This window comes from Arthrobacter sp. B1805, from assembly GCF_002929745.1.
In the GTDB taxonomy this organism is placed as follows: Bacteria; Actinomycetota; Actinomycetes; order Actinomycetales; family Micrococcaceae; genus Arthrobacter_D.
The window spans coordinates 36,745-63,737 of sequence record NZ_PJIQ01000007.1; the positions used below are offsets into that span (position 1 = coordinate 36,745).

Annotated in this window: 21 protein-coding genes; 10 read left to right on the forward strand and 11 right to left on the reverse strand. The window is 69.1% G+C overall.

The window, feature by feature from the left end:
* Positions 1 to 108 precede the first annotated feature (108 nt).
* The 6 genes from CXQ96_RS09455 to CXQ96_RS09480 form a co-directional block, all read right to left on the reverse strand.
* Positions 109 to 1,050: a hypothetical protein gene (locus CXQ96_RS09455; protein ID WP_104117797.1), complete on the reverse strand. Its 942-nt coding sequence runs from the start codon at positions 1,048 to 1,050 to the stop codon at positions 109 to 111.
* A complete protein-coding gene (locus CXQ96_RS09460; protein ID WP_104117930.1) occupies positions 1,047 to 2,009 on the reverse strand; it encodes a PP2C family serine/threonine-protein phosphatase in 963 nt (320 codons plus the stop codon). Before CXQ96_RS09460 ends, CXQ96_RS09455 begins: the two co-directional genes overlap by 4 nt.
* Positions 2,010 to 2,258: 249 nt before the next feature.
* Positions 2,259 to 3,509: an adenylate/guanylate cyclase domain-containing protein gene (locus CXQ96_RS09465; protein ID WP_258059003.1), complete on the reverse strand. Its 1,251-nt coding sequence runs from the start codon at positions 3,507 to 3,509 to the stop codon at positions 2,259 to 2,261.
* Positions 3,506 to 4,102 (reverse strand): PH domain-containing protein, encoded by a 597-nt coding sequence (locus tag CXQ96_RS09470; RefSeq protein ID WP_104117798.1) that lies wholly within the window; start codon positions 4,100 to 4,102, stop codon positions 3,506 to 3,508. Before CXQ96_RS09470 ends, CXQ96_RS09465 begins: the two co-directional genes overlap by 4 nt.
* Positions 4,103 to 4,104: 2 nt before the next feature.
* Positions 4,105 to 4,986 carry a biotin--[acetyl-CoA-carboxylase] ligase gene (locus CXQ96_RS09475; RefSeq protein WP_104117799.1) on the reverse strand — a complete coding sequence of 294 codons (882 nt, stop codon included), beginning with the start codon at positions 4,984 to 4,986 and terminating at the stop codon, positions 4,105 to 4,107.
* A 46-nt stretch (positions 4,987 to 5,032) separates the two neighbouring features.
* Positions 5,033 to 5,893 (reverse strand): NAD(P)-dependent oxidoreductase, encoded by an 861-nt coding sequence (locus CXQ96_RS09480; protein ID WP_104117800.1) that lies wholly within the window; start codon positions 5,891 to 5,893, stop codon positions 5,033 to 5,035.
* A 224-nt stretch (positions 5,894 to 6,117) separates the two neighbouring features.
* On the opposite strand from CXQ96_RS09480, the gene CXQ96_RS09485 reads away from it, so the two are divergent.
* From CXQ96_RS09485 to CXQ96_RS09510, 6 genes are all read left to right on the forward strand, one after another.
* Positions 6,118 to 7,713, forward strand: a complete 1,596-nt coding sequence (locus CXQ96_RS09485; protein WP_104117801.1) for an acyl-CoA carboxylase subunit beta — start codon at positions 6,118 to 6,120, stop codon at positions 7,711 to 7,713.
* On the forward strand, positions 7,710 to 7,937 hold the full coding sequence (locus CXQ96_RS09490) for an acyl-CoA carboxylase subunit epsilon (RefSeq protein ID WP_104117802.1): 228 nt from the start codon (positions 7,710 to 7,712) through the stop codon (positions 7,935 to 7,937). Before CXQ96_RS09485 ends, CXQ96_RS09490 begins: the two co-directional genes overlap by 4 nt.
* Positions 7,938 to 8,004: 67 nt before the next feature.
* Entirely contained in the window at positions 8,005 to 9,726 is a 1,722-nt protein-coding gene (locus CXQ96_RS09495) for a DUF885 domain-containing protein (RefSeq protein ID WP_258059004.1), read from the forward strand.
* Positions 9,727 to 9,865: 139 nt separating this feature from the next.
* A complete protein-coding gene (locus CXQ96_RS09500) occupies positions 9,866 to 11,278 on the forward strand; it encodes a dicarboxylate/amino acid:cation symporter (RefSeq protein WP_104117803.1) in 1,413 nt (470 codons plus the stop codon).
* 84 nt (positions 11,279 to 11,362) lie between these two features.
* Positions 11,363 to 11,995 (forward strand): nucleoside triphosphate pyrophosphatase, encoded by a 633-nt coding sequence (locus CXQ96_RS09505; protein ID WP_104117804.1) that lies wholly within the window; start codon positions 11,363 to 11,365, stop codon positions 11,993 to 11,995.
* A gap of 107 nt (positions 11,996 to 12,102) precedes the next feature.
* Positions 12,103 to 13,941: a biotin carboxylase N-terminal domain-containing protein gene (locus CXQ96_RS09510; RefSeq protein ID WP_104117805.1), complete on the forward strand. Its 1,839-nt coding sequence runs from the start codon at positions 12,103 to 12,105 to the stop codon at positions 13,939 to 13,941.
* Between the two features lie 176 nt (positions 13,942 to 14,117).
* Here the strand turns inward: CXQ96_RS09510 and CXQ96_RS09515 are convergent, their stop codons facing one another.
* From CXQ96_RS09515 to CXQ96_RS09530, 4 genes are all read right to left on the reverse strand, one after another.
* The gene (locus CXQ96_RS09515) at positions 14,118 to 14,783 is read right to left on the reverse strand and encodes a hypothetical protein (protein ID WP_104117806.1); all 666 of its coding nucleotides are present in this window, start codon (positions 14,781 to 14,783) and stop codon (positions 14,118 to 14,120) included.
* Positions 14,780 to 16,180 (reverse strand): serine/threonine-protein kinase, encoded by a 1,401-nt coding sequence (locus CXQ96_RS09520; RefSeq protein WP_104117807.1) that lies wholly within the window; start codon positions 16,178 to 16,180, stop codon positions 14,780 to 14,782. Before CXQ96_RS09520 ends, CXQ96_RS09515 begins: the two co-directional genes overlap by 4 nt.
* Positions 16,181 to 16,403: 223 nt before the next feature.
* Entirely contained in the window at positions 16,404 to 17,816 is a 1,413-nt protein-coding gene (locus tag CXQ96_RS09525; RefSeq protein WP_104117933.1) for an MFS transporter, read from the reverse strand.
* A gap of 167 nt (positions 17,817 to 17,983) precedes the next feature.
* Positions 17,984 to 19,384 carry an NAD(P)H-quinone dehydrogenase gene (locus CXQ96_RS09530; RefSeq protein WP_104117808.1) on the reverse strand — a complete coding sequence of 467 codons (1,401 nt, stop codon included), beginning with the start codon at positions 19,382 to 19,384 and terminating at the stop codon, positions 17,984 to 17,986.
* Positions 19,385 to 19,527: 143 nt separating this feature from the next.
* On the opposite strand from CXQ96_RS09530, the gene CXQ96_RS09535 reads away from it, so the two are divergent.
* The 4 genes from CXQ96_RS09535 to CXQ96_RS09550 all read left to right on the forward strand — a co-directional run bounded on the left by CXQ96_RS09535 (position 19,528) and on the right by CXQ96_RS09550 (position 23,301).
* The gene (locus CXQ96_RS09535; protein ID WP_104117809.1) at positions 19,528 to 20,328 is read left to right on the forward strand and encodes a purine-nucleoside phosphorylase; all 801 of its coding nucleotides are present in this window, start codon (positions 19,528 to 19,530) and stop codon (positions 20,326 to 20,328) included.
* Between the two features lie 91 nt (positions 20,329 to 20,419).
* Positions 20,420 to 22,165 carry a phospho-sugar mutase gene (locus CXQ96_RS09540; RefSeq protein ID WP_104117810.1) on the forward strand — a complete coding sequence of 582 codons (1,746 nt, stop codon included), beginning with the start codon at positions 20,420 to 20,422 and terminating at the stop codon, positions 22,163 to 22,165.
* 109 nt (positions 22,166 to 22,274) lie between these two features.
* Positions 22,275 to 22,955: a deoxyribose-phosphate aldolase gene (gene deoC / locus CXQ96_RS09545; protein ID WP_308662721.1), complete on the forward strand. Its 681-nt coding sequence runs from the start codon at positions 22,275 to 22,277 to the stop codon at positions 22,953 to 22,955.
* A 37-nt stretch (positions 22,956 to 22,992) separates the two neighbouring features.
* Entirely contained in the window at positions 22,993 to 23,301 is a 309-nt protein-coding gene (locus CXQ96_RS09550; protein WP_104117812.1) for a hypothetical protein, read from the forward strand.
* 84 nt (positions 23,302 to 23,385) lie between these two features.
* On the opposite strand, the gene mfd is transcribed toward CXQ96_RS09550, so the two are convergent.
* Positions 23,386 to 26,988: a transcription-repair coupling factor gene (gene mfd / locus CXQ96_RS09555; protein ID WP_104117813.1), complete on the reverse strand. Its 3,603-nt coding sequence runs from the start codon at positions 26,986 to 26,988 to the stop codon at positions 23,386 to 23,388.
* Between the last annotated feature and the right edge of the window lie 5 nt (positions 26,989 to 26,993).

Here is a 26,993-nt window from a genome sequence, read left to right on the forward strand (position 1 = left end):
CAGCACGTCACGAGCGCTCCAGCAGGGCGCCTGGAGCAGGGCGGTCGCGCCACCCATGCCCGGACACGCCCACGGCCCGCACGGGCACCTTCCCGTCCTGTTCTCCGCCTAGGCCCCGTCTGCACTGTCGCCGCCGCTGGTGCGGCCAGGCGCCGCTTCCCGCGCCCTCGGCGCCTCGGTCCGGACCGGCATGAGGGGTTCGATGGCGGAGACTACTCCGGGATCGGCGATGTCGGGCGGCACGTCGCGCAGGTGAAAGCTGGGGGTAGTCGTCACCTGATTGCCGTCCAGGGGATGACCGGGTTCTGCAGCACCGGACCGTGCGGAGGCCACTTCGCCGACCGCGAGGGACGGTTCGGCTTCGAGCTCAGGATCCATGGCGCCGAGGCTGCCTGGATCTGCGACAGGCTCGGCCGAGTGAACGTTAAGGCCGGCACGAGACGTGCTCCCGGCACCTGCAGCACTCCCGGCACTCCCGGTGCTCCCGGTGCCTCGAGTGCCGCTCGTGCTCGATACTTCGACGTCTGCAGCCTCCGCAGCCGGCCCTACTGCGCCGACAGTCTGATCGTGAAGCGATGCGCCGACCGGTCCGGGCGCTCCGGTAATCGATCCCGCGCGCACGGCGCCGCCGGTGAGGGGCAGGGTCGGGGGGCGCCCCGCCGCAGGCTCACAGGTGAGGGTGAAGGAGGAGAAGCTGCCGTCACCCAGGATGTGCTCCGCCCAGGTGGTGACGCGCTCCCCTGAGTAGGTGCTTGACCCCGAATCGTGCATAGCCGTGAGTGTCACGTGTCCCCGCAAAATGACGTGCAGGCCGCTCGCGGCGGCCACGATGGCAAACGGCGGCGTTTCGGCAAGGCCTGCCCCGGATCCGCCGCTCACCAATGGCAGCAGCGTCGCGATCTCGGCGTCGTCCATGGCCGCCCATACGGACTGGATCGTGGCCCCGGAAGTGCCCGGCGGCAGCGCTGCGATCAGGCGCGCGCGGAAGAGCACAGTCCAGTCACCGGGCGTGTACACGTAGCTCGGAACGGGCGCTGGGGCTGTCGTCACGGCTGCAGCCCCAGTGTCTCCGGGCGTCCCTCGTGTCCGGTGGCCCCGGCAGCCGGGCCGGCGATCTGAACCGCATGCGCTCCTGCCGGCAGCGTGGCGTCGTCGGGCTGGACAGGATGGCTGCCGGTCCCGACGATATGTCCGACGTCGGCCGCGAAAGTGCTGCCGCTCGGGGCCGTGGTCTGCATCTCCGTCTCGTCGCCCACGCCCGTCGCGTCGACGACGATCAGCGTGACGTTGTCGCGCGCTCCCGAGCGCAGGGTCGCCTCGACCAGTTCCTCGCACGCCTGCTGCGGATCGCGCACGGTACTCATGACGGCGCAGATGCCATCATCGCTGACCTCGCCGCTGAGTCCGTCCGAGCAGATGAGGATGCGGTCGCCCTCCTCAACGGGCATGAGCCAGAAGTCGGCCTCGGCGTCATCTCCGGTTCCCAGAGCGCGCGTGACGACGTGGCGGCGCGGGTGCGTCCGTGCTTCCTCCGACGTGATGGTGCCGGTATCCACGAGTTCCTGGACTTCGGAGTGGTCCACCGAGATCTGTCCGAACTGGCCCTTGCTCAGCAGGTAGGTGCGGGAATCCCCCACGTTGAAGAACAGCCAGTACGGCATTCCTGCTTCCTGTACGAGGACCACGCCGCTGAGCGTCGTACCCGCCTGCCCGCCAGTCTGCCGTCGGATCTCGTGGTCGGCGTCCTCGATGAGCTCCTCCAGGTCCGCCGCGGAGAACTCCGGCAGGTGCCGACCGATGACCGCACTGGCCCCCAACGTGCGCACGCAGATTCCGCTGGCGATCTCACCGGCCGCATGGCCGCCCATGCCGTCGGCGACGGCGAAGATCGGTTCGGACGCGATCAGGGAATCCTCGTTCAGTTCCCTGCGCAATCCCCGATCGGTGGCGAATCCGTAGGTGAGGCGCAGGTCCCGCGGCGAGGCCGGCACCGCGTCGTGGCCCGTCATGGACGCACCACCAGAATCCTGGACATCGAGCATCGCTGGCCGGGGAAGTCGATGGTGTGGTCGGTCATTCTCCTATTCTGCCTTGCCCGGTCGCGCTCGCTCCTCGTGCGTCCCAACAGCGTCACCTCGCGGCGTTGCGGACTCGGCGGAACCGGCATCCGGGCCCCGGTCCGGCCCTCACCACCGCTCAGGCGACGGGCAGGACATTCACCCGGTCCCCGAGCGATCGTGTGATGACGCGACGCCGAGTCAGTCGAGGATGATGCCGGTGCCGGTGCCGCGGGCGAGTGTCACGGGACGCACCTCGCCGAAGCCACGCACCTGCCGGGGCTCGTGGGGTGTCAGGACGAACCTGTCGTTGGAGTCCAGCGTCGACGCCGTCACGGAGTCGATGAGCACCTCGCCGGGTTCGGCGAGCGCGGTGAGGCGTGCCGCCAGGTTCACGGTCGGGCCGTAGATGTCACCGAGCCTGGAGAGCACACGGCCCCAGACGAGGGCGCAGCGTGCGGACGGCAGGAACTCGTCCTCCGAGAAGGCCTTCGCGAGCGCCAGCGAGATCTCCGCCCCCGCTTCCGGCGACTCCGCGATGTAGAGGACCTCGTCGCCGATCGTCTTCACGAGGCGCCCGCCCCCCACGGAGATGATCTCCGCGCTCTTGTTCTCGAACCGCTGCACGAGCTGGGCCAGCGTGCGTTCGTTCATCTGCCGCGACAGGCTCGTGTAGGAGACGAGGTCGGCGAAACCCACCGCGCGGGCGAGCGGCAGCGGAGCGTCCTGTTCGTCGCCGTCGCGGCCCGCCTCGCTCGAACGCAGGCCCGATTCCGCTCGCAGCGCCAGGCGCTGGACGGCGGCGTTCATCTGCCGCCGCCATGCGTACACGAGTGTCTTCTCGAGCGGTTCGATCAGGTCCGGCAGCTCGGACACGAGCGTCTTGCGCGCATCCGCGTCCGTCAGCCCGCGCTGGGCCACCATCTCCTCGACGATGGCCTCGATCTGCCACACGACCATGCGATCGGTCATCTGGCCCACTGCGCGCGTGATCGAGATCGCGGCGTCCTCGGTCAACTGCTCGCGGCGCACCATGTCGATGATCGTCGTGAGCGCGCCGAGGTCCTTCTCGGTGAAGGCGACGTCGTCGTCGCCGATGTTCGGGAAGCCCATGGCGCGCCACAGCTTGCGGGCCGAGAGGAGGGATACGCCCGCGCCGGCGGCGATGTCGCGGCGCTTGAGCGTCCGTTCGGCCCCGAGGAGTTCACGCTCGAGCCGCCGGATGGTGTCGCGGTCGAGCTCGATAGGACCGGCCGACGCGTCGTCGGGATGCGTCGGCCCGTCGTCGTCCGCCGCCATGTCCGGCTGGAGCTGCCACACGGCCTTCGACGCCGTGGAGGCAGCGGCCTCGCGAGCGTCGTCGTACTGCCCCGTCCCCGCGGGGCTCCCGGCGCCACCCGCCGCATCGGTGCGGGCCGATCGCGCGGACTCGGGGCGGTCCTCGACTGTCACGGCTGCTCGCTCCTCCATTCCTGCTGCACCCTGGGCTCCTGGCCGCGGGCGTACTGCGGATCGATCTCCATGTCTACACCATCGAACATCCGCGTCAGGGGGAGCTCACTGATGGCCTGCACCACGTACTCCTTGAACGTCCCGATCTGCGGAACGTCCCGGTAGTCGTGGGCACGATCAAACCCGAGGTCCGCTATGAGGGTGCCGCTGCCCACCATCCGCTGCAGCAGTCCCTGTTCCGTCTGGAGCTGGGAGATGGCCGAGAGGTTGATCTGGTGCTCCATCCGCCGGGTCGCCCCCCGTCGGTGGATGAGCCGCATGCTCGTGAGCACGAAGCGGTTGCTCGACCAGCGGACCAGCGGCCGCACGACCACGCGGAGGAGCAGGAGTACGACGACGGCGAGCACGACGAGCAGCACCACGGGCTGCCAGTCGGCCAGGCTGCCGGACAGGCTGCTCCGCCCGAGGTAGCCCAGCACGAATCCGCCGGCGGCGAGGATGATGAATCCTGCCACGACCGGCCCGACGAGCGGCAACGGATTCGGCCGGGTACGCACGATCACGCGCTCCCCCGGCAGCAGCTTGATGCGCACAGCTATGCCTGTGGACGCAGGTGCACGACGTCGCCCGCTGAGATGGTGTGCCGCTCGCCGTCGTCGTCCCGCACGATCAGCGCGCCGCGCGCGTCCAGCGCGAGGGCTCGGCCGCTCAGCAGGTTCTCGCCGGGCAGTTCCGCCCGGACGTCCTGGCCAAGGGTCGCCATCCTGGCTTCTACGCGGGCGAGCAGGGACGGCCCGTCCGCCCAGGCCACCTCCGCGTCGCCGTCGACGTCGCAGAAGGAGCGGTAGTGGTCCGCGAAGGTGCGCAGGAAGGATTTCAGCAGGATGTTCCGGTCGGTGGTCCCGGCGTATTCGAGGAGCAGGCTCGTCGCTGTGGGAACGGGCAGCTCGTCATTCGTGAGGCTGACGTTCAGCCCCACCCCGACGACGACGGCGGGCGGCTCCGCGTCGGCGCCCGGCACGAACTGGGCCAGGATGCCCGCCAGCTTCCGGCCGTCCACCGTGACGTCGTTGGGCCACTTGAGCTGGGGGGCGATCTCGGTGCGGTCCTCGACACTCTCGGCAAGCGCCAGCGCCGCGAGCAGCGAGAACCAGGAGTAGGCCCCGGTGGGTACGGGCCGTCCCTGCCTGTTGAAGGGGCGCAGGAGCACGCTGACGAAGAGCGACGAGCGCTCGGGTGCCACCCAGCTGCGGTCGAGGCGACCGCGGCCGGCTGTCTGCACCTCGGCGCCGAGGACGCTGAGATCGGGCCACCCTGCCGGTTCCCGCTGCGCGTGGTCCACGAGGTCCGTGTTCGTGGAACCGGTCCTCGCGACGATGTCGAGCCGCGAGAACGGACCGGACGGCATGCAGACGGCTGTCCTCAGTGCGCCGAGGTTCAGGCCCGGACGCTCGAGATTGGAATAGCGGGAGGACATGCCATCGATCCTATCCGGCCCAGCGCGCCCTGCCCCGAGCCGAACCTCAGAGGAAGATGTCCGGGACGAGCTGATCCTCCGGTGCCCCGAGGCTGTACCGGGCGAGGTCGGTGACGCCCACCTCGCGCAGCACCTCCTCGTCCGTGTAGAAGTTCCCGGTGCAACCGCGGCTCGGGCGGACCAGCACGGCGTGGGCGGCGTCGGCGACGATCTCCGGGCTGCGGGCGGCCTGCACCATCGTGGTTCCGCCGGGCAGGTTGCGGATCGCTGCGGTGTCGATGAGGGTCGCCGGCCAGAGCGAGTTCACGGCGATGCCGTCCTCCTTCAACTCCTCCGCCAGACCGAGGGTGGTCATGCTCATGCCGTACTTGGCCATGGTGTAGGCGAGGTGCATGCCCGCCCATCGCGGTTCGAGATTCAGCGGTGGCGAGAGCGTGAGGATGTGCGGGTTCCCGGACTGCCTCAGCGCGTCGAGACAGAACTTGCTCAGCATGAACGTCCCGCGGACGTTGATGTCCGCCATGAGGTCGTAGCGCTTCATGTCGACGTCGGGCGTCTTCGAGAGGTCGATCGCCGAAGCGTTGTTCACCACGATGTCGATCCCCCCGAAGGCGTGCACCGTCGCGTCGACGGCGGCCCTGACGTCGTCGTCGTTCCGCACGTCGCCGACCAGCGGAAGGGCGTACCCGCCCGCGGCCTCGATCTGCTCGGCCGCCGTGTACACGGTGCCCTGGAGCTTCGGGTGGGGCTCACCCGTCTTGGCCATGATGGCCACGTTCGCTCCGTCGCGCGCCGCACGCAGCGCGATGGCGAGGCCGATCCCCCGGCTGCCGCCCGACATGATGATCGTGCGCCCGTCGAGCGTGGGCGCGGCGGGCGATTCCTGAGCGTCATTGCGTGCAGTCATGGCTCCACCCTAAGCAACCGGGCTGTCACAGCGAGCGTCGACGCACCGTTGTTACTCGTCGGTAACAACGAGGCGTCGGCTAAGCGATGGCGCCGGAAACTGTAGGCGTCCTACAACGGCCACCCCCTTGAACCTCACTAGACTGGACGAAACGCGCTGCGCTTTGTCGGAATCCTCCAGTCATCGCCAGAGCTTGCCCCCATCCCGCGCCGACCGGAGTATCAATGCAACAGGACACGCAGCCCGACCTCACCACGACGGCCGGGAAGCTCGCCGACTTCCGGAGGCGCAAGGCTCTCTCGGAGCAGCCGTCCGGTCCGGAGGCGATCGAGAAGCAGCACGCGCGCGGCAAGAACACGGCCCGCGAGCGCATCGACATGCTCGTGGACGAGGGCTCCTTCGTGGAGTTCGACGCCCTCGCGGTCCACCGCTCCACCGCCTTCGGCATGGAAAAGAAGAAACCGCTGGGCGACGGCGTCGTATCCGGGTACGCGACCGTGGACGGGCGCCTCATCGCGGTCTACAGCCAGGACTTCAGCGTCTACGGCGGCTCCCTCAGCCAGGTCAACGGGGAGAAGATCGTCAAGGTGCAGGAGTTCGCGCTGCGCAACGGCTGCCCCGTCATCGGGATCAACGACGGCGGCGGTGCCCGCATCCAGGAGGGCGTGGCGTCGCTCGCGATGTTCGCGGACATCTTCCGCAACAACGTCCACGCCTCCGGCGTGGTCCCGCAGATCTCCCTCATCATGGGCCCGTGCGCGGGCGGTGCGGCCTACTCCCCGGCCCTGACCGACTTCGTGGTGATGGTGGACAAGACGTCCCACATGTTCATCACGGGACCCGACGTCATCAAGACGGTCACGGGCGAGGACGTGGACATGGAGACCCTGGGCGGCGCGCGGCAGCACAACACGACGACGGGAACCTCCGCCTACCTCGCTACGGACGAGGCGGACGCCATCGGCTTCGTCCGGGAGCTGCTCGATTTCCTGCCCTCCAACAATCTGGCGGAGGCGCCCCTGACGGCCTTCGCGGAGGAGCCGGAGGTCACCGACGAGGACCTCGCCCTCGACGAGCTCATCCCCGACGCGGCGAACCAGCCGTACGACATGCACGCCGTGATCGACGCGATCGTCGACGACGGCCACTTCCTGGAGATGCAGGCGCTGTACGCGCCGAACGTCGTCACCGGCTACGCCCGCGTGGAGGGCCACACGATCGGTGTGGTGGCCAACCAGCCACTGCAGTTCGCGGGAACACTCGACATCAACGCCTCCGAGAAGGCCGCCCGGTTCGTACGCCACTGTGATGCCTTCAACATCCCGATCCTGACCCTCGTGGACGTGCCCGGGTTCCTGCCGGGGAAGGACCAGGAGTTCCAGGGCATCATCCGGCGCGGCGCCAAGCTGCTCTACGCCTATGCGGAGGCGACCGTGCCGAAGCTGACCGTCATCACACGCAAGGCCTACGGCGGCGCGTACATCGTCATGGGCTCCAAGAAGCTCGGCGCGGACCTGAACCTCGCCTGGCCCACCGCGCAGATCGGCGTCATGGGCGCACAGGGTGCGGTCAACATCCTGTACCGCGGAGACCTCAAGGCCGTCGCCGCCGCTGGTGGCGACGTCGAGGCACGCCGTGCCGAGGTGGTGCAGCAGTACGAGGAGGAGCTGCTCAACCCCTACCAGGCGGCGGAGCTCGGCTACGTCGACGCCGTCATCGCCCCGTCCGAGACGCGGCTGCAGATCGTGCGTGGGCTCCGCGCACTGCGGGACAAGAGAGCCGCCAATCCCGCCAAGAAGCACGGGAACATCCCGCTGTGACGGTCGAGGAGAACGTCCCCGTCGAGGACCCTGCCGTCCTGTCGGTCGTCTCCGGCAACCCGACGGAGGAGGAGCTCGCAGCCCTGACCGCCGTCGTCGCCGCGCTGCAGGGAACCGGAGAGGCGGACGAAGCGCCCACCCATGCCCGGTCCTGGGTCCGGCGCGTCATGCTGAGGCTCGGGCCGACGCCGGGGCCGGGCTCGTGGCGGCGCAGCGTTCGCTGACGCACGTCCGGCCCGCGCCCGGGCCAGGAGGTGGCCTTCGGCAACTGCACGACGCTAGGCTCGTCGAGTGACCCATGACACTCCAGCTTCCGTCCCCTCCCCCGGCGAGCAGCCCGCGCGGCAGTCCACCGCCGTCGACGCCGTCGCCACCTCGTACTACGAGACCCTCCTCGAACTGATGCCCAACTTCGCGACCGAACTGGGTATCCCCGGCCACGAGACCGAGTACCAGGATTACTCACCCGCCGGCATCGAGGCCCTCGCGGAAGCGGCGCGCGACACGCTGCGCCGTCTCGAGGACCTCCAGCCCGCCGACGACGTCGACGCCGTGACGCTCGACGCCATGCGGGAGCGGCTCGGCCTCGACCTCGAGATCCACGACGCCGGCTACACCTTGGCCGATCTCAACAACATCGCCTGCCCGGCCCAGACCATCCGCGCGATCTTCGACCTCATGCCTACCGCCACGGCGGAGGACTGGGGCAACATCGCCGGCCGGATGGCCAACGTGCCCGCTGCGATCGGCGGATACATCTCGTCCCTGCGCGCGGGCCGCGAGCGCGGTCTCGTGGCTGCCCGCCGGCAGGTCGGCATCGTCATCGAGCAGTCCTCCAAGTACGCCGAGGACGGTGGATTCTTCGATTCGCTGGGTAGCACCGACAGCGCGGACGACGGCGAGCTGCCGGCATCGGTGCGGGAGCGGCTCCGGTCGGGTGCGGGAGCCGCCCGTGACGCCTACCGCTCGCTCGCCTCCTTCCTGCAGGACGATCTCCTGCCGACTGCGCCCGAGAAGGACGCCGTCGGACGCGAGCGCTACGCCCTGATGTCCCGTCTCTTCCTCGGAAGCGCCGTCGACCTCGAGGAGACCTACCAGTGGGGGGTCGAGGAGCTCGACCGCGTCATCGCCGAGCAGGAGGCCGTGGCGAACGAGATCCGGGAGGGCGCATCGGTCGAGGAGGCCATCCGCCTGCTGGACGAGGACCCGGCCCGCCAGCTGCAGGGCACCGATGCCCTCCAGGCGTGGATGCAGGAGCTCTCGGACAAGGCCGTCGAGGCGATGGCCGGCGTGCACTTCGACATCCCCGACGTCATGCGCCGCCTCGAGTGCAGGATCGCCCCCACCAACGAGGGCGGCATCTATTACACGGGCCCGAGCGACGACTTCTCCCGGCCGGGCCGCATGTGGTGGTCGGTCCCGGAGGGCGAGGACTCGTTCACGACCTGGAAGGAGACGACCACCGTCTACCATGAGGGCGTTCCCGGCCACCACCTGCAGATCGCGACGGCGACGTACCAGCGCGCCCTGCTCAACCCCTGGCGACGCAATGCGATCTGGGTGTCGGGCCAGGGCGAGGGGTGGGCGCTGTACGCGGAGCGCCTGATGCAGGAGCTCGGGTTCCTGTCCGATCCGGGTGACCGCCTGGGCATGCTCGATGCCCAGCGCATGCGTGCCGCACGCGTCGTCTTCGACATCGGTGTGCACCTCGAACTGGAGATCCCCGAACGCTGGGGTGAGGGCACCTGGACGCCGGACAAGGGCTACGACTTCCTGAAGCGCAACATCGCCATCAGTGAGGGCCAGCTCAACTTCGAGTTCACCCGCTACCTCGGCTGGCCGGGCCAGGCGCCGTCGTACAAGATCGGCCAGCGACTGTGGGAGCAGGTCCGGGACGAGGTGCGCACCCGCGAGGGGGACGCCTTCGACCTCCGCGCTTTCCACACCCGTGCGCTCAACCTCGGGTCCGTCGGGCTCGACACCCTGCGCCGGGCACTCGTGTCCGAAGGATAGACGTTCATCACAGGGCGGGCGGGAAGACACCAGCCCGCCCTGTGATTGCGCGGGGGTCCGCGGGCGGCGCACCCTGCCCTGCGTAACATTTCGCAACTGGCGCTTCGCTTGTGTATACGGCCCCCCTAGTGTTTCGGGCGTGTCTACTGAAATCAGCTCCCCGCCCTCCCGCCGCAGGTTGCCCCGCTGGGCGACCTCCTTCGGTCCGCAGATCATCGCAGCCCTCGTCGTAGGCCTCGCCCTCGGCCTCCTGGCCAAGTACACGGGCCACACGAAGGAGACGCCCACCGGTCTCGGCACGACGCTCGCCACGCTGGGCTCGAGCTACGTCGCCCTGCTGCGTGCCGCCGTCGTCCCCCTGATCTTCACCGCGGTGGTCAGCTCGATCGCCAACCTCCGGGCCGTCAACAACGCTGCGCGGCTCGCCGGGCAGACACTCCTGTGGTTCGCCATCACGGCGCTCATCTCCGTGGTCATCGGCATCGCCCTCGGCGTGGTGTTCCAGCCGGGCGCCGGCACGGACGCGACCCAGCCCGCGGAATACACCGGCACCACGGGTAGCTGGTGGGCCTTCCTGACCGGGCTCATCCCCGCGAACTTCCTCGGCCTCCAGGCCTCCTCGACCGTCGCCGAGGGCGGCGCGGTCACCACGGCACTGAACTTCAACGTCCTGCAGGTGCTCGTCGTCGCCGTCGCCGTCGGAATCGCCGCCCTGAAGGTCGGCAAGCAGGCAGAGCCCTTCCTCGCGTTCAACGCGTCGGCGCTGGCCGTCATCCAGAAGGTCCTCTGGTGGATCATCCGCATCGCCCCGCTCGGCACCGTAGGCCTGATCGGCAACGCCGTCGCGGTGTACGGCTGGGACACCATCGGATCCCTGGGCAAGTTCACCCTGGCCATCTACGTGGGGCTCGCGCTCGTGCTGTTCGCCGTCTACCCCGTCCTGATCAAGGCGCACGGCCTGTCCGTCCGGCAGTACTTCTCCGGCGCCTGGCCGGCCATCCAGCTCGCGTTCGTCTCGCGCTCCTCGGTGGGCACGCTGCCGCTCACACAGCGGATCACCGAGCGGAACCTCGGTGTTCCCCGCGGCTACGCCTCCTTCGCGGTGCCGCTCGGCGCGACGACGAAGATGGACGGCTGCGCCGCCATCTACCCGGCGATCGCCGCCATCTTCGTGGCCCAGTTCTTCGGCATCGACCTGACCCTGACGCAGTACCTGCTGATCGCCCTCGTCTCGGTCCTCGGTTCCGCCGCTACCGCCGGCACCACGGGTGCCGTCGTCATGCTGACGCTCACCCTGTCCACGCTGGGACTCCCCCTCGCGGGCGTCGGGCTGCTGCTCGCCGTGGACCCGATCCTCGACATGGGCCGCACGGCAGTGAACGTCGCCGGCCAGGCTCTCGTTCCGACGATCGTCGCCCGCCGCGAGGGGCTCCTGGACCTCGACCTCTACAACGCACAGCGCACGGGTGACCCGTTCGCCGACGACAGCGTACGCGACGGCGTCGACCCCGAGGCCGCGAACGACGGCATCTCGACCGCCCTGACCCGGTAGTCGGCCGCCCCGGTGCACGACGGCCCGCCCCGGTCCATCCGGGGCGGGCTTTCCGCTGCCCGGCAGCCTGCCTACGCTGGAGCCATGACCCCGCGCCTGATCCTCGCCTCGAAGTCCCCCGCCCGCACCAAGCTCCTGGCCGAGGCCGGGATCCGCCACTCCGTCCTGGTGTCCGCTGTGGACGAGCCCGCCGTCGTCGCCTCCTACGGCGTGACCGACGCCCACGACACCTCCTTGCTGCTGGCGCGTGCGAAGGCCGAGGCGGTCGCGAACCTCGACGACGCCGCAGACGCCCTCGTCATCGGGTGCGATTCGGTCTTCGAGTTCGACGGCGAGGCTCACGGCAAGCCCTACGAGCCCTCGGTTGCGATCGAGCGCATCAGCCGCATGCGGGGCCGGTCCGGCGTCCTGCACACCGGGCACTGGCTCGTGGACACGCGCGACGGCGGATCGGGTGCCACGATCGGCTCGGTGTCCTCCGCGACGGTGTACTTCGGCGCGATGTCCGATGTCGAGGTCGCCGCGTACGTGGCGACCGGCGAACCCCTGCAGTGCGCGGGCTCCTTCACCATCGACGGGCTGGGTGGTGCCTTCATCGATCGCGTGGACGGCGACCCCCACGCCGTCGTCGGCCTCAGCATCTCCACCCTGCGCGGCCTACTGCACTCTGCCGGCGTCTCCGTCACTGAACTCTGGGGCGCACCGACCTCGTTGTAGGTTCCCTACAAAGGATTGCCGCACAACACTCCCCTTCAGCACGATCCATGGGCGGAAGCCACAAAACCGGGTTAGGCTCCGACCTGAGAAGAAGGAGTTCCAGCCCCATGAACCAGTCCCCCAGCACCCCGTCCGATCGCGCAGTCGCCACGAGTGGCAGCAATGACACCGGGGGCCGGCAGCACCGGGTGACGAAGGTCCTGGTGGCCAATCGCGGTGAGATCGCGGTCCGGGTCATCCGTGCCGCGAAGGATGAGGGCATCGCGTCGGTCGCCGTGTACGCGGACCCCGACCGCGACGCGCTGCACGTCCGCATGGCCGACGAGGCCTTCGCGCTGGGTGGCGAGACAGCCGCGGAGTCCTACCTCGTCATGGACCGCATCCTCGAGGCGGCCCGGCGAAGCGGAGCGGACGCGATCCACCCCGGCTACGGTTTCCTCTCCGAGAACGCCGAGTTCGCGCAGCGGGTCATCGACGCCGGGATCACCTGGATCGGACCTTCACCCGACTCCATCTCGCAGCTGGGCGACAAGGTCCAGGCCCGCCACATCGCGGAGCGGGTAGGTGCACCGCTGGTTCCCGGCACCAAGGACCCTGTGGAATCGGTGCAGGAGGTCATCGACTTCGCCCAGGAGTTCGGGTTGCCCATCGCGATCAAGGCGGCGTTCGGCGGTGGCGGCCGCGGCATCAAGGTGGTCCGCAGCCACGAGGAGATTCCCGAGCTGTTCGATTCCGCGGTCCGCGAGGCGACGGCGGCCTTCGGACGCGGTGAATGCTTCGTCGAGCGGTTCCTGGATGCTCCGCGCCACGTCGAGACGCAGTGTCTGGCGGACGCCCACGGAAACGTCGTCGTCGTCTCCACACGCGACTGCTCCCTGCAGCGCCGCAACCAGAAACTCGTCGAGGAAGCTCCTGCTCCCTTCCTCTCGGACGAACAGAACGAGCGGCTGTACACGGCATCCAAGGCCATCCTCCTCGAGGCGGGATACCAGGGCGCCGGCACCTGCGAGTTCCTCGTCGGACAGGATGGAACCATTTCGTTCCTCGAGGTCAACACGCGCCTCCAGGTCGAGCACCCCGTCTCGGAGGAGGTCACCGGCCTCGACCTCGTGCGCGAGCAGTTCCGCATCGCCCGCGGCGAGGAGCTCGGTTACGACGACCCGGAGGTGCGCGGCCACTCCTTCGAGTTCCGCATCAACGGCGAGGATGCCGGCCGTGGTTTCATGCCCGCTCCGGGCACGGTGCAGACCCTCAAGCTGCCCACTGGTCCGGGCGTCCGGGTCGATTCGGGCATCGAGGCGGGTGAGGTCGTCGGCGGGAACTTCGACTCAATGCTCGCGAAGCTCATCGTCAGCGGCGCGAGCCGGGAACAGGCACTGCAGCGTGCGCGCCGCGCCATCGGTGAGATGGTGATCGACGGAATGCCGACCGTCCTCCCCTTCCATGCAGCAGTCGTCGCCGATCCCGCCTTCGCTCCCACGAGCGGAGCATTCTCGGTGCACACGCGCTGGATCGAGACCGAGTTCACCAACACCATCGAGCCCTGGGCCGGCTCCACGGAGCCCGCAGCGGACGAGGAGCCCCGCCAGCGCATCACCGTGGAGGTCGCCGGCCGCCGGCTGGATGTCGTCCTACCCGCGGGACTCGGTGGATCGACCAACGGCAAGGCGAGCACCCCTACCAAGTCCAAGAAGTCGTCGCGGGCACGAGCAGGGAAGGCCGCGGTCAGTGGAGACGAACTGACCTCGCCGATGCAGGGCACCATCGTGAAGGTCGCCGCGGCGGAGGGTGACGTCGTGGCGGAGGGCGATCTCATCGTGGTGCTGGAAGCGATGAAGATGGAGCAGCCGCTGACGGCACATAAGGCCGGAACGCTGTCCGGGCTGGTCGCAGCTGCCGGCGATACCGTCTCGGCAGGCTCCGTCATCGCCACGATCCGCGACTGACGCCGGCACGGCCGCTCGGGCCGGCTTCGGCACGGCCGACAGATAGCGCGCCCGCGCCCGATCACCTGCCGTGCCGGGCAAGCCGATTACGGGCCGTGCCGAGCTAGCCGATGACGGGTCGCGCTGAGCAGGCCGGCCACAGGCCGGGCGTCCGGCGCTTGAGGGGGATCGCCGGGCTAGTTCCCGGAGTTTCCCTTAGCCCTCTCCTCTGCTTCCTCGGCTTTCTCCTCGGCTTTTTCCGCAGCCTTCTCCGCCGCCTCCCGGGCTTTCTCCTGGGCTTTCTCCTCGGCTTTCCGCTGCCGCTCGAGGGCCCGGTCCGCAGCGCTGTCCTCGCCGCTGTCGCCCGGATCGGACGTTTCCTCGTCGCCTCCTCCGGACCCGTCGCCATCCTCCGTGCCGCCATCGGCAGGAGGCACTGCGGGAAGAGGATCCACCGGCGTTGCGGGAACGGTTGGAGGTGCGGTCTCCTCGGACGTCTCCGCCGGTGCCGGTGCCTCCGCCGGAGGAGGAGTATCGGTGGGCGCCTGCGCCGCCTCCAGCGCCGCGACGACGGCGTCGATGCGGAGGCTGATGCGCGCCGCGCGATCCTCCGTCACGGTCCCCGCGACCCGGGCACCCTCGACCTCGTCCTTGAGCTGACGTGCGAGGAGGATCGCTCCGGCAGGATCAGCGCCGGCTGCAGCCGCTGCGATGGAGCGGACATCAGCCTGGAAGTCCCCCGCAGTGGCTGCGTCGATGGGCTCCCCGCCGCAACCCGTCAGCAGGACGACGGCTGCGACGATGACGGGCACCTTCGACCGGAGGGCGCTGGGCGTTCGGGGGCGCCGGGCTGGACTGCTCATTGCTGCACGCTTTCGTAGAGTTCCTGCAACTTCTCACCGGGCTCGCCCGGCACGGCCGGCAGTGGTTCGATGTCGTCCGACGGGGCGCCGCCCCCGGACAGCGTCATGAAAACCCAGAGAGCGGCTGCCAGCAGTGCGACCAGGAGGATCGCGATGAGCCAGGGCACGGCGCGGCGCCGCCGCGCGGGGGGCACGACGTCGGACGGGCGCGTACGGGCGGGCCGGGAGTACCTTTCGACTCCCCCGTCACCACGTGCCGCAGACCCGCTGTCGGGCGACGTGCGGCCGGGCGCAGCCGTCGGAGCGGCATCCGCCGGGAGCGACAGCATGGCGCTCGCCTCCACGCCAGGATCAGCGGGCGGGGCGAACATCCTCGTGACCGCCGCGACAGGCGGGAGGCGCGTCGTCTCCGGCTCGCCTCGCTGCAGGGACCGACCACCGGCGGCTGCTTCGCCAGCGCCCGTCGTCGGGCCGGCCATCGTGCCCGTCATCATGCCTGTGGCGGCGTCCCCGGACACGGACGACGACGCCGTGTCCGGCGTGCTTGCCGGAGACGCCGTCGTGACCGGTTCTCCCGCCTGCTGCGGTCCCATTACCGTCAATGCCCGGACGACGCTTGCTGCATCCGGCCGGTTCGCGGGGTCGTCGAGGGTCATGGAGATCAGCAGTGCCGACAGGGCAGGGCCGGCGGTGTGCGGTATGGAAGGGCTGCGGTGGAGGCGCGCCAGGGCGCTCTCCACCCCTGTTCCGGGGAACGCCCGTTCACCCGTGAGGGCCTCGATCATCACGAGTCCCAGCGAGTAGATGTCGGAGTCCTGCCCGACGTCGTCGCCCCGGGTCTGTTCGGGACTGAAGTACGCGGCGCTTCCGATGACCTGGCCGGTCGCCGTCATGCGGCCGCCGTCGAAGAACCGGGCGATCCCGAAGTCCGTGAGGAGGTACTGGAAGAGGCCGCTGTGCGGATCGGCATCGCGGGTCAGGATGTTCGATGGCTTGATGTCCCGGTGGACGATGCCCCGCCCGTGGATGTACTGCAGGGTCCGCGCCAGGTCCAGCGCCATGAGCCGAACTCCCTCCCTGGTGAGCGCGCCGTGCTTCCGCAGGCGTACGCCCAGGTCCGGACCGCTGACGAGCTCCATGACGAGGTAGGCGCCGTCAGCGGCGTTCTCGCCGCTGTCCATGTCGAGGACGCGGACGAGACCGGGATGGTCGAGCCCGGCCAGGAGCCTTGCCTCGGCCGATCCGCGCTCGATCCCGTCGGCCGTCCCGGGACGGAAGAGCTTGACCGCCACGTTCCGCTCCAGGCGGGTATCGCGGGCGGCGAAGACGTCCGCCATGCCGCCGGTCCCGACACGCTCCCCCAGTGCGTACCGCCCGGCCAGCGCTCGGTTCTCCATGTCACTCACTTCCGCTACCCCGTGCAGTGGCCTCGGGCACGCGGCGTCGTCGCACGTCCCGGATTGGTAAGCCAGCTTCCCATCCAGTGTACGGGGGGAACCGGCGCCGGGGACAACCGCTACGGCCGACCGCCCGCCGGCGGGACCGGCCAGGAACGACGACGGCGCCGCACCCGGTCGGGTACGGCGCCGTCCGCGGGCCGCCGTCTGGCGGCGTCCGCGATCAGGCCACGTTGTTCTCGTAGTCGTGGTCCCGGGTCTCACGCGAGACGAACAGCGCGATGAACGTGGCAACCGCCGCCACACTCAGGTAGGCGCCGACCAGCACGGTGCTTCCACCGGCGGCCTGCCAGAGTGCCACCGCGATGAAGGAGGCGGGGGCCGCGCCGATCATGCTGGACACGTTGTACGCGACCGCGGATCCGGTGTAGCGGACGTTCGCCGGGAAGAGTTCCGGCAGCACGGCAGCCATGGGCCCGAAGGTGAGGCCCATCAGGGTGAATCCGACGATCAGGAGCACCATGGCGCCCACTGTTCCGGCTCCGAAGAGCGGAGCCCACAGGAGACCGAACACAGCGATGCCGACCGTGGTCGCGAGGAGCATCTTGCGGCGTCCGAAACGCTCTGCCAGGGGTCCGGAGACGATCGTGAAGATGCCGAAGAACACGACGCCGATGATGAGCATCCAGAGGAAATCGGTGCGCGCCATGCCGAGGCCGGGGACGAACGCCGCGGCCTGCGCTTCCGTGAACTCCTTGCCCGCTGCTTCGGCCCTCGCCTGCGCCTGCTCGATGCTCGACGGTGCCGTTCCGTAGGTCAGGGTGAACGCCGTCATGAAGTAGAAGAGCACGTAGGTCGCGAACATGATGAAGGTACCAAGGAGCAGCGCACGCCAGTGGAGGCGGAACGTGGTGCCGAGCGGGATCTTCACGACCTTGCCCTCGTTCTGGACCTTCTGGAAGGAGGCGCTCTCGATGAGCTTGAGCCGGACGTAGAGACCGATGATCACCATGACAGCGCTCAGCAGGAACGGCACACGCCATCCCCAGGACAGGAATTCCTCGGGGCTGAGCGTGGTGCTCAGCAGGACGAACAGGAGATTCGCCAGGATGAAGCCGATCGGCGCTCCGAGCTGCGGGAACGTTCCATAGATCGCACGCTTTCCGGCGGGTGCGTTCTCCGTGGCCAACAGCGCCGCTCCGCTCCACTCGCCGCCCAGGGCGAGTCCCTGCAGGAACCGCAGGACGACGAGCAGCAGCGGTGCAAGGAACACCCAGCCCTCGGTGGTCGCCGCGGGAAGCAGCCCGATGAGGAACGTGGCGATACCCATCGTCAGCAGTGAGGCCACCAGGGTCGCCTTGCGGCCGATCTTGTCGCCGAAGTGCCCGAAGACGATGGACCCCAGGGGCCGGGCGACGAAGGCGACGCCGAACACCGCGAACGAGCTGAGTAGCTGGTTGGCCGAGGTCTGGTTCGGGAAGAACAGCGCGGGGAACACCAGGACGGCGGCCGTGGCGTAGATGTAGAAGTCGTAGAACTCGATCGTCGTGCCGATGAGGCTGGCGAAGATCACCTTGCCCCGCGAGTTCAGGGGCTTGGTGGTTCCGCTGGCATCAGCGGAAGTAGAGGAGGTCATGGCGTCGGCTTTCTCGGACGAGGCGCCGGCGCGAGGCACGAAGCGCCCTTGCCGCACGGCGCCCGTGCTTCAGTTGAACCCCAATATCAGACCACCGGCGTCCAGTGAGTGGATAAACATGTCCGCATGCTGGACGCCGGGAACGAAGTCGGAGCTACGCCTGCGCACTAGATGTGCACGTGCAACCGGCGAGCGGCCTCCGAGATGGACCCCGTCAGCGACGGGTAGACGGTGAACGTGTTGGCGACGTCGTCCACGTGCAGCTTCTTCGTGACGGCGAGCGCGAGCGGGAAGATGAGCTCGGACGCGCGCGGGCCGACGACGACGCCACCGATGACCGTGCCGGAACCCTTGCGGGAGATCACCTTCACGAAGCCGTCCTTGACGTTCATCATCTTGGCGCGTGCATTGGTGTGCAGGGAGAGCTTGACGACGTCGCCCTGGTACCGCCCGGACTCGATGTCCTCCTCCGTCACTCCTACGGTGGCGATCTCGGGCGAGGTGAAGATGTTCGAGGCGACCTGCTTGAGCTTGATCGGGCTGACGGAGTCGCCCATCAGGTGGGCGATGGCGATCCTGCCCTGCATCGCGGCAACCGACGCGAGGGCGAAGACACCCGTGCAGTCGCCCGCCGCGTAGACGTTCGGCGCCGTGGTGCGCGAGACGCCGTCGACCTGGATGTGGCCGGACTCTCCGACAGCGACGCCGGCCTCCTCGAGGCCGATGCCCGTGGTGTTCGGTACGGCTCCGACGGCGACGAGGCAATGGCTGCCCTCGACCGTTCGGCCGTCGGCCAGGCGGACGATCACGCCGTCGTCCGTGCGGTCCACCGCCTCGGCACGGGAGCGGGACAGGACCGTCATGCCGCGGTCCCTGAACACGCCCTCGAGCACCTCGGCGGCGTCGGCGTCCTCACCCGGCAGCACGCGGTCCCGGCTCGAGATCAGCGTGACCTTGGAGCCGAGCCCGTTGTAGGCGCTCGCGAACTCGGCTCCGGTGACACCGGAGCCGACGACGATGAGGTGCTCGGGGATCTGCCGGAGGTTGTAGAGCTGCGTCCAGTTGAAGATGCGTTCGCCGTCCGGCATCGCGCTCGGCAGCTCACGCGGCGTCGAACCGACGGCCAGCAGGACGGCGTCAGCCTCGATGATGCTGGTCTCGCCGTCGGACACGACCTCCAGGCGGTGGTTGTCGAGCAGCTTCCCCGTACCGATGATGACCCGCACGCCGAGTCGCTCGAGCGTGGCGCGGATGTCGGAGGACTGCTCGACAGCCAGTTTCAGCAACCGCTGGTTGACCTTGTCCAGGTCCGCGTACACCTTGCTGTCCGCCGAGAAGTGGACGCCGAGCCCGCTCGCGTCGGTGAAGCGCGTCATGGTGTCCGCGGTGGCGATGAGGGTCTTGGACGGGACCACGTCCGTCAGCACCGCCGAGCCGCCGAGGCCCTGGCGCTCCACGATCGTGACGTTGGCCCCGAGCGACGACGCGACCAGCGCGGCTTCGTACCCGCCGGGCCCTCCGCCCAGGATCGCCAGGCGCAATGAACTGAAATCGAGTTGGTTGGTCACGGCCTTATTCTCTCCTATGCCACCGACACGCGGAAAATGGACTCCAGGCGTTGCGATGGGATGAGCGATCACAGCGCGTTGCGGGGCCGCGGCGGTGCTCGCGCTCTTCGCGCAACGGGGAACGCAAGGGGTAAGTTGTAGCGGTGACTTCTGATCCTTTCGACCTGGCCCGCAGTGCTGCTGACCACATTGCCCGCGCCACCGGCATCGACCGGCATGACACCGCCCTCGTCCTCGGGTCCGGCTGGGGGGAGGCGGCGGAACTGATCGGTGAGACGACCCATACACTCGACGCTGCCGACATCCCCGGCTTCTCCGCACCCGCCGTCGTCGGCCACACCGGGACCGTCCGCTCCATCCTCACCCCGAACGGCAAGCGCGCGCTCGTGCTGGGCGCACGGACCCACTTCTACGAGGGCAAGGGCGTTCGCGCCGTCGTGCACGGTGTCCGCACCGCGGCGGCCGCCGGGGCGACGACGATGATCCTCACCAACGGCTGCGGAGGCCTGAAGGAGCACTGGCAGCCCGGCACCCCGGTGCTGATCAGCGACCACATCAACCTCACTGCGTCCTCCCCGCTCGAGGGGGCGACCTTCGTGGACCTGACCGACCTCTACTCCTCCCGGCTGCGCGGCCTCGCACGCCAGGTGGACGCGACGCTCGAGGAAGGCGTGTACGCGCAGTTCACCGGGCCGCACTACGAGACCCCCGCCGAGGTGCAGTACGCCAAGCGCATCGGCGCCGATCTCGTGGGCATGTCGACCGCACTCGAGGCCATCGCGGCCCGGCACGCCGGCATGGAGGTCTTCGGTATCTCGCTGGTTACCAATCTCGCCGCCGGTATCAGCCCTGTTCCCCTCAGCCACGCCGAGGTACTCGAGGCGGGCCAGGCAGCCGGGCCGCGCATCTCGCGCCTGCTCGCCGACATCGTCGCCGCGCTCTAGACGTTCCCGAGCCGTCCCGCCGCACGTCAGACCACACCTCAAGGCATGACCGGCGCCGTCGGTCGGCCGCCGATCCACGTTAGGGACCCGCATGACCACCTCTGAGCTGGATACCCTCCTCACCACCGCCGATGCCTGGGCCGCCGCCGATCCGGATCCACGGACGGCGGAGGAACTCCGTACGCTCATCGGCAACGTCCGGTCGGGCAGTTCCACGGCTGCCGTGTCGGAGCAGGAGCTCCGCGACAGCTTCTCAGGGCCTCTCGCCTTCGGTACGGCCGGCCTGCGTGCGGCCCTCGGCGCAGGCCCCAACCGGATGAACCGCGTGGTCGTCCGCCGCGCGGCCGCCGGTGTGGCCGCTCACGCGCTCGACCTGGCCGACGGATCCTACGCGCCACGCGCGGTGGTCGGCTTCGACGCGCGCCACAACTCGCGCATCTTCGCCGAGGAGACGGCGGCGATCTTCACGGCCGCCGGCATCGAGACCTTCCTGATGCCCCGGGAATTGCCGACGCCGGTGCTCGCCTACGCGATCCGTGCCCTCGGGTGCGAAGTGGGCATCATGGTCACGGCGAGCCACAACCCGCCGCAGGACAACGGGTACAAGGTCTACCTCGGCGGTCGGGCGGTCGAGGAGGACGCCCGGGGAGTCCAGATCGTCGCCCCACACGACGCAGGGATCGCGGCTCGCATCGCAGCGGTGGACGTCATCGAGCTTGCGGCCGACGGGTGGACCGTGCTGCCGGAGTCCATCGAGACGGACTACGTGCAGGCGGTCTCCGCCCTGGCCGATCCCACCCTCCGGGCCCGCGACCTGAAGATCGTCCTCACTCCCCTGCACGGCGTGGGCGGACGGACGGCGCAGGCGGTACTCGCGGCGGCAGGGTTCGACGACGTCACGGTCGTGGAACGCCAGGCCGAACCCGACCCCGACTTCCCGACGGTCGCCTTTCCCAACCCGGAAGAGCCCGGGGCACTGGATCTCGCACTCGAGACGGCGCTTCGGGTCGGAGCTGACCTCGTGATCGCCAATGACCCGGATGCCGACCGCGTCGCCCTTGCTGCTCGCGAGCCCTCCACCGGCGAGTGGCGCATGCTGCGCGGTGACGAGGTGGGTTCCCTCCTCGGCCTGCACCTCGCTGCCCGCCTCGCCGCTGCTCGGGACGGAGCATCGGAGGGTGCGGACGCAGTCCGGCAGGGCGTTTTCGCGAACTCGATCGTCTCCTCGCGCCTGCTCGGGCGGGTCGCTGCTCTCGCAGGGATCGACCACGTGCAGACCCTGACCGGATTCAAGTGGATCGCGCGCGTACACGGGCTCTCGTTCGGCTACGAGGAAGCCCTGGGCTACTGCGTCGCGCCGGACCTCGTCCGCGACAAGGACGGCATCTCCGCCGGCCTCCTGCTGGCCGAACTGGCAGCGGCGACGAAGACCTCCGGCCGGACGCTCTTCGACCTGCTGGACGACGCCTTCCTGGTCCACGGCCTGCACGCCTCCGATCAGCTCTCGGTCCGCGTCGGCAGCCTCGGGCTGCTCGGCGCGATGATGAACAGGCTGCGTGAGAACCCGCCGACGTCGTTCGCGGAGTCGCCTGTCACGGTCGCCGACGATCTTGCTCAGGGCTCGGCCCAACTCCCGCCCACGGACGGGCTGCTGTACCTCACACAGAACGAGACGCGCGTCATCATCCGACCCAGCGGTACCGAGCCGAAGCTGAAGTGCTACCTGGAGGTCGTGGAGCCCGTCGGCTCCGCTGCCGAGATCGAGGGGGCGAAGGAGGCCGCCCGAGCGCGCCTCGAGGCCGTGAAGCGCGATGTCGGTGAGGCTCTCGGGCTCTGACAGGCCACGCGCCACGGGCAGGCCACGCGCCCGACGACAGGGCGCCCTCGCCGAGGTGCTCGACAGCCGCAAGGCGGGGGTTCGGCAGGTCCATGGAAAGATGGGGACCATGCCTACCGAAGTATCCCTAGCCTCCTACATCGACCACACGCTCCTGAAGCCCGAAGCAAGCCGTGAGCAGATCCTCACGGTGTGCCGCGAGGCCGTCGAGTACTCGTTCAAGTCCGTCTGCGTCAACCCGATCTGGGTCAGCACCGTCCGTACGGCGGTGAAGGACACCGGTGTCCTCACCTGCTCCGTCATCGGGTTCCCGCTCGGAGCCACCACCACCGAGGTCAAGGTCTTCGAAGCCCGCGGCGCCGTCGCCGACGGCGCGGACGAGATCGACATGGTCATCAACATCGCAGCCGCCCGTGCCGGCGAGAGGGACCTCCTGGTCGAGGACATCCTGGCCGTGGCGGACGCCGTCCACGAACAGGGCGCGATCCTGAAGGTGATCATCGAGACATCGCTCCTGACGGACGATCAGAAAGTGCTTGCATGTGAGGCCGCCGTCGAGGCAGGAGCGGACTTCGTCAAGACCTCCACCGGCTTCAACGGCGGTGGCGCGACCGTCCAGGACGTCGCGCTCATGCGGAAGACCGTCGGCCCGGACCTCGGCGTCAAGGCGTCAGGAGGTGTCCGGTCCCTCGAGGACGCGCGCGCCATGATCGACGCCGGTGCAACGCGTATCGGCGCCAGCTCGGGAGTCGCTATCGTTAAGGGTGAACAGGGCACCGCAGCTTACTGACGGCGCAGCAGTCACACCTCGCACGCAAGGAGATCCAATGTCACATGAAGCCAGCGCGGAGCGCCAGAGCACCCGCACCGACAGCCCGCCCGCCCACGCCGGCAAGGGTCACCTCGTCGAGAACATCGTGGTGTTCACCCTGATCTTCGGCGCGTTCCTCCTCAGCATGTACCTCCTGACCTGGTTCACGCCGCAGGATGTGTGGCCGATGGCCGTGATCGTCGTCGTCTCGTTCCTCGTCTTCTACATCCCGCAGGGCATCCTCGGCCGTTCCGACACCGGCTACGACCTCGCCGAGGGCAACAGCACGGACGAGAAGGAGATGGGAACGGCAGTGAGCTCCTGAGGCGACTGCTCGACGTCAGCTGACACACAGAAGAGGCCGTCCCCCGAAAGGGACGGCCTCTTCTGTGTGTCAGGGGCAAGCGCGCTACGGCGTGAACACCGACTCGAGCACGTTCTTCGCCCAGTCCAGGATCTCCGCATCCACCAGATCGCGTCCGCCGATCCGGGCAGTCTTCGGCTTCGGCACCAGCACGGCGTTCAGCGCGGGCTTGATCGCCGCGCCCGGATACATCCGCGTGAGGCGCATCTGCTTGGACTCCGGCAGCTCGGCCGGAGAGAACTTGATGAAGTTCCCCTGCAGGGCCACGTCCGTGAGGCCGAGCGACCGCGCTGCGACCCTGAAGCGTGCTACGGCAATCAGGTTCTCGACGGCGGCGGGTGGCTCGCCGTAGCGGTCCTTCAGCTCCGCGACGACGGCGTCGATCGCCTCGTCGGTCACCGCGGCTGCCAGCTTCCGGTAGGCCTCGAGGCGGAGCCTCTCCCCCGGCACATAGTCGTGCGGCAGGTGGGCATTGACCGGGAGCTCGATCTTCATCTCTGCGGCCTTCTCCTCCGCCTCCCCGCGGAAGTTGGCCACCGCCTCGCCGACGAGACGGATGTAGAGGTCGAATCCGACACCCTGGATATGGCCTGACTGCTCGCCGCCCAGCAGGTTGCCCGCGCCGCGGATCTCGAGGTCCTTCATCGCCAGCTGCATGCCGGCACCCAGCTCGTTGTGCGACGCGACGGCCTTGAGCCGCTCGAGCGCCACCTCCCCAAGGGGCTTCTCCGATGGGTACAGGAAGTAGGCGTAGGCCCGCTCGCGCCCGCGGCCCACGCGGCCGCGAAGCTGGTGCAGCTGTGACAGTCCGTAGGAATCGGCGCGATCCACGATCAGCGTGTTGGCGTTCGAGATGTCGAGGCCCGTCTCGATGATCGTCGTGCAGACCAGGACGTCGAACTTCTTCTCCCAGAAGTCGACGATGATCTGCTCGAGCCGTGATTCCGTCATCTGTCCGTGCGCCACTGCGACGCGCGCTTCGGGCACCAGCTCCTTCAGGTGGGCCGCCGTGCGGTCGATGGACGAGACCCGGTTGTGCACGAAGAACACCTGGCCCTCGCGCATCAGCTCGCGGCGGATGGCTGCGGACGCCTGCTTGTCCGTGTAAGGGCCCACGTACGTGAGCACGGGATGGCGCTCCTCCGGCGGGGTCGCGAGGGTGGAGGTCTCGCGAATGCCTGTCAGGGACATCTCGAGCGTGCGCGGGATCGGCGTCGCACTCATCGCGAGCACGTCGACGTTGGTGCGCATCTTCTTCAGCGCTTCCTTGTGCTCGACGCCGAACCGCTGCTCCTCGTCGACGATCACGAGGCCCAGGTCCTTGAAGGCGATCTCCTTGGACAGCAGCCGGTGGGTGCCGATGACGACGTCGACGGCGCCGGAGGTGAGGCCCTCCGCCGTCTCCCGCGACTCCTTGGCGGTCTGGAAGCGCGACAGCGCGCGCACGCGCACCGGGAAACCGGAGAAGCGCTCGGAGAAGGTCTCGAAGTGCTGCTGCACCAGGAGCGTGGTGGGCACGAGGACCGCGACCTGCTTGCCGTCCTGGACCGCTTTGAAGGCCGCACGCACCGCGATCTCGGTCTTGCCGTACCCGACGTCGCCCGAGACGAGGCGGTCCATCGGGACCTCACGCTCCATGTCGGCCTTGACCTCGTTGATCGTGGTCAGCTGGTCCGGCGTCTCGACGTAGGGGAAGGCCTCCTCGAGCTCGCGCTGCCAGGGGGTGTCCGGGCCGAAGGCGTGGCCACGCGACGCCATGCGGGCGGAGTACAGGCGGATGAGCTCGCCGGCGATCTCCTTGACCGCCTTGCGCGCCTGATTCTTGGTCTTGCTCCAGTCCGAACCGCCCATCTTGCTCAGGGCCGGTGCGTCGCCGCCGACGTAGCGCGTCACCTGGTCGAGCTGGTCGGTCGGCACGAACAGGCGGTCGCCCGGGGCGCCGCGCTTGGACGGCGCGTACTCGAGGACGAGGTACTCACGCGTGGTCCTGGTGGGGCCGGCCCCCGTCGAGCGCTGCATGAGCTCGACGAACTTCGCGACGCCGTGCTGCTCGTGGACGACGAAGTCGCCTTCCTTGAGCTGCAGGGGATCGACGGCGTTCCGGCGGCGGGACGGCATCTTGCGCATGTCGCGCGTGCCCGACGCGCTCGTCCGCCCGAGGAGGTCCGCCTCCGTGAGCAGCCCGATCTTCAGCCCGTCCACCACGAAGCCCCGGCCGGCAGAAGCCGTCGTGATCTCGATGATGCCGGGCTGCGGCGCGTGCTCGAGCGAATCGACGCGGCTCGCCGGGATGTCGTTGTCGTGGAAGAGCTCGGCCAGGCGCTGCGCCGGGCCCGGACCCTCGGTGGCGACCACCACGCGCCACTGGTCGCGGACGCGCCGGCCGATGAAGTCCATCATCTCGGCGACGTCACCCTGGTAGCCGCGCGGCTCCCGCGCGTGCAGGGTGAAGCTGTCGACGTCGCTGAGCTCCTCATCGGCGCCGAAGGACGTGACACCCCACCAGGCGACGGAGTTCGCGAGCGCCGTCGCGCGGGTGTCCGTCAGCGAGCGGAAGCTGGCTTCCTGCAGATCCGTCCCGAGGCCGCCGGTCAGGTCCAGGGGTGCTGCTCCGCCGTCGGACGCCGTGGACCACGCGGCAGCGAGGAATTCCTCGTTGGTGGCGGCGAGGTCGTGGGCGCGGGCTCGTACCTTCTCGGGTTCGACGACCACGGCGATGGACCCTGGCGGCAGCTCGCCCACGAACGGCACCATCGCGTCGACGAGGACGGGAGCGAGGGACTCCATGCCTTCGACGGCGATGCCGCCGGCAATCTTCTCCAGCATGGATGCGGCCGCCGGCAGCTCGGACTGCAGCTTCGCGGCGCGCGACATCACCGACGCGGTGATGAGGATCTCCCTGCAGGGCGGGGCGTACAGGGCCAGCGGAGGCTCCCCCGAAGTCAGCGAACGCTGGTCGGCCACCGCGAACCAGCGCATCTGGTCCACCTCGTCACCGAAGAAATCGACGCGGATCGGGTGGTCCTCGGTGGGCGGGAATACGTCGATGATGCCGCCGCGCACCGCGAACTCTCCACGGTGGGTGACCATGTCCACGCGGGCGTAGGCGGCATCGGACAGCGCCCTGACGACGTCGGAGAACGCGATCTCGTCCCCCACCTTCAGGGACACCGGCTCGAGGTCCCCGAGTCCTGCGACCAGCGGCTGGACGACGGCGCGGATGGGGGCAGTGATGACCTTGACCGGCGCTCCCTCGGGGTGCGCGAGGCGGCGCAGGACCGACAGTCGCCGCCCCACGGTGTCCGAGCGCGGGGACAATCGCTCGTGCGGAAGCGTCTCCCAGCTCGGGAATTCCTCGATGGCGTTCTCGGGCAGGTAGCTGCGCAGGGCCGCTGCGAGGTCTTCCGCCTCACGCCCAGTCGCTGTGATCGCCAGGACCACCGGCGCAGCCCCGTCGCGGCCGGCGGGAGCAGTGCCGGCCACTGCAAGACCATCGGCCATCTCCGCGATCAGCGGGGCGCGCATGCCGGCGGGGGCACCGATCTGCAGGTCCGCGCTGCGCTGGTCGACCGGCCGCGAAGCGTTGGTTCGCACCCGCGCGTAGGAAGCATCATCGGCGAGCGCCGCGCGCAATCCGTTCAGGCTCATCGTTC

What these genes read in the sequence shown, in the direction of transcription:
- CXQ96_RS09460 (WP_104117930.1), bottom strand. Translation starts at nt 2,009, where the DNA reads ATGACGGGCCACGACGCGGTGCCGGCCTCGCCGCGGGACCTGCGCCTC.
- CXQ96_RS09475 (WP_104117799.1), bottom strand. Translation starts at nt 4,986, where the DNA reads ATGTCCTCCCGCTATTCCAATCTCGAGCGTCCGGGCCTGAACCTCGGC.
- CXQ96_RS09480 (WP_104117800.1), bottom strand. Translation starts at nt 5,893, where the DNA reads ATGACTGCACGCAATGACGCTCAGGAATCGCCCGCCGCGCCCACGCTC.
- CXQ96_RS09485 (WP_104117801.1), top strand. Translation starts at nt 6,118, where the DNA reads ATGCAACAGGACACGCAGCCCGACCTCACCACGACGGCCGGGAAGCTC.
- CXQ96_RS09505 (WP_104117804.1), top strand. Translation starts at nt 11,363, where the DNA reads ATGACCCCGCGCCTGATCCTCGCCTCGAAGTCCCCCGCCCGCACCAAG.
- CXQ96_RS09510 (WP_104117805.1), top strand. Translation starts at nt 12,103, where the DNA reads ATGAACCAGTCCCCCAGCACCCCGTCCGATCGCGCAGTCGCCACGAGT.
- CXQ96_RS09515 (WP_104117806.1), bottom strand. Translation starts at nt 14,783, where the DNA reads ATGAGCAGTCCAGCCCGGCGCCCCCGAACGCCCAGCGCCCTCCGGTCG.
- CXQ96_RS09520 (WP_104117807.1), bottom strand. Translation starts at nt 16,180, where the DNA reads ATGGAGAACCGAGCGCTGGCCGGGCGGTACGCACTGGGGGAGCGTGTC.
- CXQ96_RS09525 (WP_104117933.1), bottom strand. Translation starts at nt 17,816, where the DNA reads ATGACCTCCTCTACTTCCGCTGATGCCAGCGGAACCACCAAGCCCCTG.
- CXQ96_RS09540 (WP_104117810.1), top strand. Translation starts at nt 20,420, where the DNA reads ATGACCACCTCTGAGCTGGATACCCTCCTCACCACCGCCGATGCCTGG.
- deoC (WP_308662721.1), top strand. Translation starts at nt 22,275, where the DNA reads ATGCCTACCGAAGTATCCCTAGCCTCCTACATCGACCACACGCTCCTG.
- CXQ96_RS09550 (WP_104117812.1), top strand. Translation starts at nt 22,993, where the DNA reads ATGTCACATGAAGCCAGCGCGGAGCGCCAGAGCACCCGCACCGACAGC.
- mfd (WP_104117813.1), bottom strand. Translation starts at nt 26,988, where the DNA reads ATGAGCCTGAACGGATTGCGCGCGGCGCTCGCCGATGATGCTTCCTAC.